General features: G+C 58.7%; 6 protein-coding genes. 4 read left to right on the top strand and 2 right to left on the bottom strand.

What is annotated here, in order from left to right:
- Nucleotides 1–149 precede the first annotated feature (149 nt).
- A complete protein-coding gene (locus QZX93_RS20920; RefSeq protein ID WP_295392818.1) occupies nt 150–923 on the top strand; it encodes a hypothetical protein in 774 nt (257 codons plus the stop codon).
- On the opposite strand, the gene QZX93_RS20915 is transcribed toward QZX93_RS20920, so the two are convergent.
- Together QZX93_RS20915 and QZX93_RS20910 are read right to left on the bottom strand one after the other, a co-directional pair.
- Nucleotides 920–1,156 (bottom strand): hypothetical protein, encoded by a 237-nt coding sequence (locus QZX93_RS20915; RefSeq protein WP_295392817.1) that lies wholly within the window; start codon nt 1,154–1,156, stop codon nt 920–922. The two genes, QZX93_RS20920 and QZX93_RS20915, sit on opposite strands and share 4 nt — an antisense overlap.
- Nucleotides 1,157–1,165: 9 nt before the next feature.
- On the bottom strand, nt 1,166–1,399 hold the full coding sequence (locus tag QZX93_RS20910; protein WP_295392816.1) for a DUF433 domain-containing protein: 234 nt from the start codon (nt 1,397–1,399) through the stop codon (nt 1,166–1,168).
- Nucleotides 1,400–1,945: 546 nt separating this feature from the next.
- Between QZX93_RS20910 and QZX93_RS20905 the strand changes: the two genes are divergently transcribed.
- The 3 genes from QZX93_RS20905 (at nt 1,946) to QZX93_RS20895 (ending at nt 5,912) form a co-directional block, all read left to right on the top strand.
- Nucleotides 1,946–3,520 (top strand): arylsulfatase, encoded by a 1,575-nt coding sequence (locus QZX93_RS20905; RefSeq protein WP_295392815.1) that lies wholly within the window; start codon nt 1,946–1,948, stop codon nt 3,518–3,520.
- A 103-nt stretch (nt 3,521–3,623) separates the two neighbouring features.
- Nucleotides 3,624–3,989: a DUF6164 family protein gene (locus QZX93_RS20900; protein WP_295392814.1), complete on the top strand. Its 366-nt coding sequence runs from the start codon at nt 3,624–3,626 to the stop codon at nt 3,987–3,989.
- 81 nt (nt 3,990–4,070) lie between these two features.
- Nucleotides 4,071–5,912 carry an MFS transporter gene (locus tag QZX93_RS20895; RefSeq protein WP_295392813.1) on the top strand — a complete coding sequence of 614 codons (1,842 nt, stop codon included), beginning with the start codon at nt 4,071–4,073 and terminating at the stop codon, nt 5,910–5,912.
- The last annotated feature ends 87 nt before the right edge of the window (nt 5,913–5,999 follow it).

Genomic DNA, 5,999 nt, shown 5'->3' with positions numbered 1-5,999 from the left:
TCCGGTTCTGCGAGGAGCCGGGAACGAATCGCTGTATGGCAGAGATATTGTGGCACCGCCGGGAAACCAGGCGGCAACAGAGAACACCAACGTCTGTCTAACCTGCGATGAGAACCCGGCTTACTCTCCGGCTCAATTAAACGCAGCCGATGGAGAAATTGCTGAGCCAGGCCGCACTCCCCGGCCTTTCCCCTGTTTCGCTTTTTCGAGGAAATACGATGAGCGTTTATCGATGCAATGGTTGCGGATATATTGCGGAGATGGGGGGCGAGGCCGTCGGCACCGAGGCGAAGTGCCCGAAGTGTGGGCGTGACAATAAGGTCTACGACACGGTTCTCTACTTGCGCACGGTGCTCAAAAGATATTTCGCGCTCCGTGCTGCCAACAAAGCACTTCAGGCGCGCCTCGATGCGGCCGACGCCACTGGGCACGTCACTGTTCAGACTCCCACCCCAAATGCTGCGTCTGCGAACGCCCAATCGGTGGGTGACGACGCGCAGGGGCCGGAAGCCGATGGGCGGGCGCAACGGTTGCCAGGCGATGACTTTCGACAATTGTTAGGCAAAGACGATCGGCAACCGGCGTGCTCGGCGCAAAACCAGGGTCGCCCGACCGCACCGGGGCGACCCGTTCAGGGCCTGCTGACCGCCGTTGCGTTGATGGCAGAGGCGAAGCGGCTTGGTGCAAAGCAAGCCGGTTGGCCGGAGATCTTTGATTCACTCAACCCATCGCAGGACAAGCGGGTTGCGGATTTGCTCATTGCGGTTCGCGGCCCCCACATGTTCGCCCCTGGCGTGGCCATGCGGGTCGTGCAAGCCGGTTGCGAGTATGCCCTGCGCTCGAACGAGCGTGCGGATTCGGTGGCGGCGCTACAAGCGGCACAATCCGGCGTCGACCGGGTTGCAGATTCGGAGCGGCATTAATCCCGCGTGGTGGAAGGTGCCAGGCTCGAGTCGTTCCCTGCGGCACTCCCCGGCCGCATACGCAGGGATCTGGGGCCGATGACGGTGAAAGCCGCCGACAGCTCGCGGGCGTGTGCCTCGAGCGCCGAGACCAGGATCTTGCCTTTGGTTTCCGACGCAATGCCAGCGAGCCGGAACAGGATCACCCGCGAGATGATCGCCGCGTCCACGTTCTCGTCGGCAACCAGATTCACAGCCGTTACCTAGGCCGCGATCTGATGCGGATAAATGCGGTCTCCGTGGAGCGTCTCGGCGGCAAATTGCAGGGCCGCGCGAATATCCGCGGACGTGAGCCGCGGATTCGCCTCCAAGATCTGCGTCTCGGACTCCCCGGCCGCCAGCCGCTCCAGGATGGACTCGACCGTGACCCGCGTGCCCGCGACAACAGGCCTGCCCATCATTACCTTAGGATCGCAGGAGATTCTATCGTTGCTCATCGGTTGCCCCTCGTCAGTCGGATCGATAAGCCGATGATAGCTTAGCGCCGGGCAATGATGGCGAAATCGGGGACTGGCGAAATCGGGGACCGACAACCGTTTCTCGGGGGACTCGGAAATCGTCGAGGTTTGAAGCGTTGGGGAAAATGGATCAGGCTCCATTATGTTTTTCTCGGCCCGGCGAATTTAATTGAGCCTCTCTTCTTATCCAGCCTTGTCCCAGCCCCCTATCCCGCAGGCGGTCGATGCGCGGGTCATCCATTCCATAAACCCAGCGCCGGGCTGGCCTTGATCGTCGTTCCGGGTAGTCTGCTATTTGCTGCGAGTCCGCGGCGGCAGAGAGGTTGCCGTCCGTGGCCTGGCTTCCAGCGAGTGCGATCGTCTGGAGTCCAAGGCTTCAGCCTTGGTCCTGTCCATCCAAGGCTAAAGCCTTGGACTCCGGCCCCGGGGTAGCCGGAACGATGATCAAGGCGCTCGCAAACTTGACAAAACCGATTGTTACAGTCTGGTAAGATGGCGACTCCAAACCACCGGAGGACCAAGCCAATGCAATCGCATGTTCGCGGATTTCAGCGCCTTCTGACCTGGAGCGCCATCCTGCTCTGTGCCTGGGGCACGGCGCAGGCGGCCGATAAACCCAACATACTCGTGATCTGGGGTGACGATATCGGCACCTGGAACATCAGCCACAACAGCCGCGGGATGATGGGCTATGAGACGCCCAACATCGACCGCGTCGCCAACGAAGGTCTCGCCTTCACCGACTACTACGCCCAGCAGTCCTGCACGGCCGGCCGCGCGGCGTTTATCGGCGGTTCAGTCCCGGTCCGCTCGGGCATGACCAAGGTGGGTATGCCTGGCGCTAAGGAGGGCTGGCAGCCGACCGACGTCACGATGGCGACGGTGATGAAGAGCCTCGGCTATGCCACCGGCCAGTTCGGCAAGAACCACCAGGGCGACACCGACGAGCGCCTGCCCACCATGCACGGGTTCGACGAGTTCCTGGGTAACCTCTATCACCTGAATGCAGAGGAAGAACCGGAGAACGAGGATTACCCCTCCGATATGGTCTTGGAGAGCGGTAAGACCTTCCGTGAGGTCTTCGGCCCGCGCGGCGTCATCCATTCCTGGGCCGACGGCAAGGGCGGCCAGAAGATCGAGGACACCGGCCCGCTCACCAAGAAGCGCATGGAGACCATCGACGACGAGACCATCGCCGCTGCCGTGGACTTCATCAAGCGCCAGCACGGCGCGGGTAAGCCCTTCTTCGTTTGGTGGAACGGCACCCGCATGCACTTCCGGACCCATGTGCGCCCGGAGCACCGGCACCAGGGCAATGACGAGTATACCGACGGCATGATCGAGCACGACGCCAACGTCGGCGAGTTGCTCAAGCTGGTCGATGACCTCGGCATTGCCAACGACACCATCGTCATGTATTCCACCGACAACGGCCCGCACTACAACACCTGGCCGGATGCCGGTACCACGCCGTTCCGCAGCGAGAAGAACTCCAACTGGGAGGGCGCCTACCGCGTCCCCACCTTTGTTCGCTGGCCGGGGCACTTCCCCGCTAATAAGACGCTCAACGGGATCGTCGCCCACGAGGATTGGCTGCCGACCTTCGCCGCCGCCGGCGGGAACCCCAACATCAAGCAGGATCTGCTCAACGGGGTCGAGCTCAATGGCCGCAGCTACAAGAACCACATCGACGGCTACGACATGCTCGATTATCTCACCGGCAAGACCGACCAGTCGCCGCGCCACGAGTTCATGTATGTGAATGACGACGGTCAGATCGTCGCCCTGCGCTACGATGCCTGGAAGGCGGTCTTCCTCGAGAACCGCGGCGAGGCCTTCGGGGTCTGGCGCGAGCCCTTCACCCAGTTGCGGGTGCCGCTGCTGTTCAACCTGCGTCGGGATCCGTTTGAGCGGGCGCAGCACAACGCCAACACCTACAACGACTGGTTCCTCGACCACGTCTATGTGTTGGCGCCCATGCAGCGGGTGGCGGCGAAGTTCCTCATGAGCATGAAGGACTATCCGCCGAGCCAAACGCCCGGGTCCTTCAACCTGGAGAAGGTCCAGAAGGAGATCGAGGGCGCCATGGGCGGGCATTGATGGGGTGAGATCGTCGGCGGTGCGCTGCACGGCAGCGCACCGCCGCTCTTCGCAGGCACGGACGCCGTTTTGCTATTAACCTGGCACGAAACCGTGGTGTGTCATGTCCGTATTGATCTTCCGTCTCAATGACGTGCCGGACGACGAGGCGCTCGAGGTGCGAGCGCTGCTCGATGAACAGGGCTTCGACTATCATGAGACCACCGGCGGCTTCCTCGGCCTCGGGGTCGCCGGCCTATGGCTCATCGACGCGGACCAAAAGGCCGCCGCGCGGCAGGCCATCGACACCTATGAGCAGGCGCGCAGCGCACGCGTCAGCGCCGAGCACGCCGCCCTGCGCGCCACCGGCCAGGCCGAAACGCTATTGCAGCGCATTGCCCGCCAACCCTTCGCATCATTGTTCTATCTGGCCGGCGCCGCGGCGGTGCTCTACCTCGTGCTCTGGCCCTTCCTGACGCTGGGCCGATGAGCCGTCGCGCACGGTGTTGGGGGCTCTATCCGTTCATGGACAGTTCAATTTCCTATCCGCGTCTTAGTATCTCACAACATAATGAATATGAAAGAAAATCAGGTTGCCGCGGACCGCGGCAAGAAGCCGCAAGAGCGCATTCGATTTTCACAGTTGGCAGCCTACGGTGCCGGCGGCATCATTCCCATTGCACTGTTCAATGCGGCCGGGATACTGGTGGGCTTGTTGGGAAATATCAGTTTAGGCTTGAGTGCCTTTTGGCTTGGGGCAATATTGATCGTTCCACGGCTGTGGGATGCCCTGTCCGATCCGCTGATCGGTCATCTTTCCGACAATACCCGTACCCGCTGGGGCCGCCGCCGCCCTTATCTGTTGCTGGGGGGGATTGCCGTGGCGATTTCATTTGTTGCGATCTGGTGGATACCGAAAGGCGACCTGGTGCATCGCTGGTTTCCTTCCGATTCGGGTTATCAGACATTTCAATTGTTGTATATTCTTTTTTCACTCCTTATCTTTTTTACCTCTGTCAATATTTTCGAGATTCCGCACGGCGCGCTCGGCATGGAGCTGACAACGAATTACCATGAACTTACAAGACTTTTCAGTGCAAAAAGTTTCGTCGGCAACCTGTTTGCAATGAGCACGCCCTGGCTGTTTGCGCTGGCCAATATGGAACAGTTCAGAGGCCCTGGCGGCAACGAGGTCGATGGGATGCGCTATGTCTCCCTGATGATCGCGGCGCTATTGATTCCGCTTTCTGTATGGTGGTTTCTGAAATTACGCGAGCCGTCATTTGTCAGGGTCTCGGCTCAGGAACGGACTCCGTTTTGGCACGATATGAAACGGACCGCCAACAATCGCAACTTTATCATGCTGACACTTGGTATCTTTACCTTGGCGATGGGTTTTAATTTTGTGAGCTTGCTTGGTTCGTACATTCCCATTTTCTACATTTTCGGGGGAGATAAGGTGGCCGGCGCCACCCTGTTAGGGATCAATGGCACGGTCTGGGCCATCACTGGGTTGCTCGCGGTCTTTCCGCTCAACTGGATTAGCCCGCGGCTGGGAAAGCGCAACACCCTGGCCATCGCAATATTGCTCATGGTGTCGGCGCAGGCCTCCAAAATTGTTTGTTACAACCCCGCCCATCCCTACCTGATCATTATTCCTACCATATTGCTTTCGGCAGGAATGTTATTCTTTTTCACACTCGGCTCGTCAATGGTCGGTGACATTTGCGATGAAGACGAATTACAAACAGGGCATCGGTCGGAAGGCAGCTTTTATTCGGTTTTCTGGTGGTTTATCAAAATGGGTACAGCCCTTGCCAGCTTTGTTGCCGGTGCCCTGATCGTGTTTACTTTATTTGACGAGTCTCAGGTTACCAAGGTGGACGCAATGCAAGGCCGCATTGGCGAGATGCGCAGCGACATCGCCTATTGGAAGGGCGCAGGGTCGGATGGGGCTTGGATCGAAAAGTGGAAAAAGCAGGCTGCCGAAGCACTCGAAGATTCCAGGAAATTTAAGATCTATCTCGAAAACGAGTCGGCAAAGGAGCTTGCAACGTCAAAGGAGGAAGGCGCGGCGACGCAAAAAAGACAAGCCTTGCTGAATTATTTGGCGTCTGTCAAGGCAGTGATCGCCGCATTGGAGGACGTTCAAATCCAATTGGAGGGATCGGCAGGTCTGTCAAACGCTGCACTGGCTAAGGCATTAGTCGATAAAGCCATGTCGCTGAGCCTTCAAGTCAAGCTGGAAAAGGCGAAGATGGCTTCTTTCGAGTTGATCGCGCATCTTCATGCCAAGGCGGTTGGCGCCAAGGCTGTGCGGGGGCATTATCTTGATCTGCTTGAGAAAGGCACAAGAATCAAGGGTCTCTTGGATTTCCAGTGGAAGCATATCTTTTTAGAAACAGGTAGATAGAGTCCAGTGGCGAAAATATTGCGGTCTTAGTGGCAACGGACAGAAACGCTGTAAGCCTCTGATTTTCTATGCGTACAACTTGTATCC

Origin of the sequence: uncultured Thiodictyon sp. (assembly GCF_903946935.1) — a bacterium.
Classification (GTDB): Bacteria; Pseudomonadota; Gammaproteobacteria; order Chromatiales; family Chromatiaceae; genus Thiodictyon.
Note: the sequence above shows the minus strand (reverse complement) of the source record. Positions and strands in the feature narration are given on the sequence as shown.

Bases quoted from the DNA above. Each gene is read 5' to 3' on its own strand.
- QZX93_RS20920 (WP_295392818.1), top strand. From the start codon at position 150: ATGGAGAAATTGCTGAGCCAGGCCGCACTCCCCGGCCTTTCCCCTGTT.
- QZX93_RS20910 (WP_295392816.1), bottom strand. From the start codon at position 1,399: ATGAGCAACGATAGAATCTCCTGCGATCCTAAGGTAATGATGGGCAGG.
- QZX93_RS20905 (WP_295392815.1), top strand. From the start codon at position 1,946: ATGCAATCGCATGTTCGCGGATTTCAGCGCCTTCTGACCTGGAGCGCC.
- QZX93_RS20900 (WP_295392814.1), top strand. From the start codon at position 3,624: ATGTCCGTATTGATCTTCCGTCTCAATGACGTGCCGGACGACGAGGCG.
- QZX93_RS20895 (WP_295392813.1), top strand. From the start codon at position 4,071: ATGAATATGAAAGAAAATCAGGTTGCCGCGGACCGCGGCAAGAAGCCG.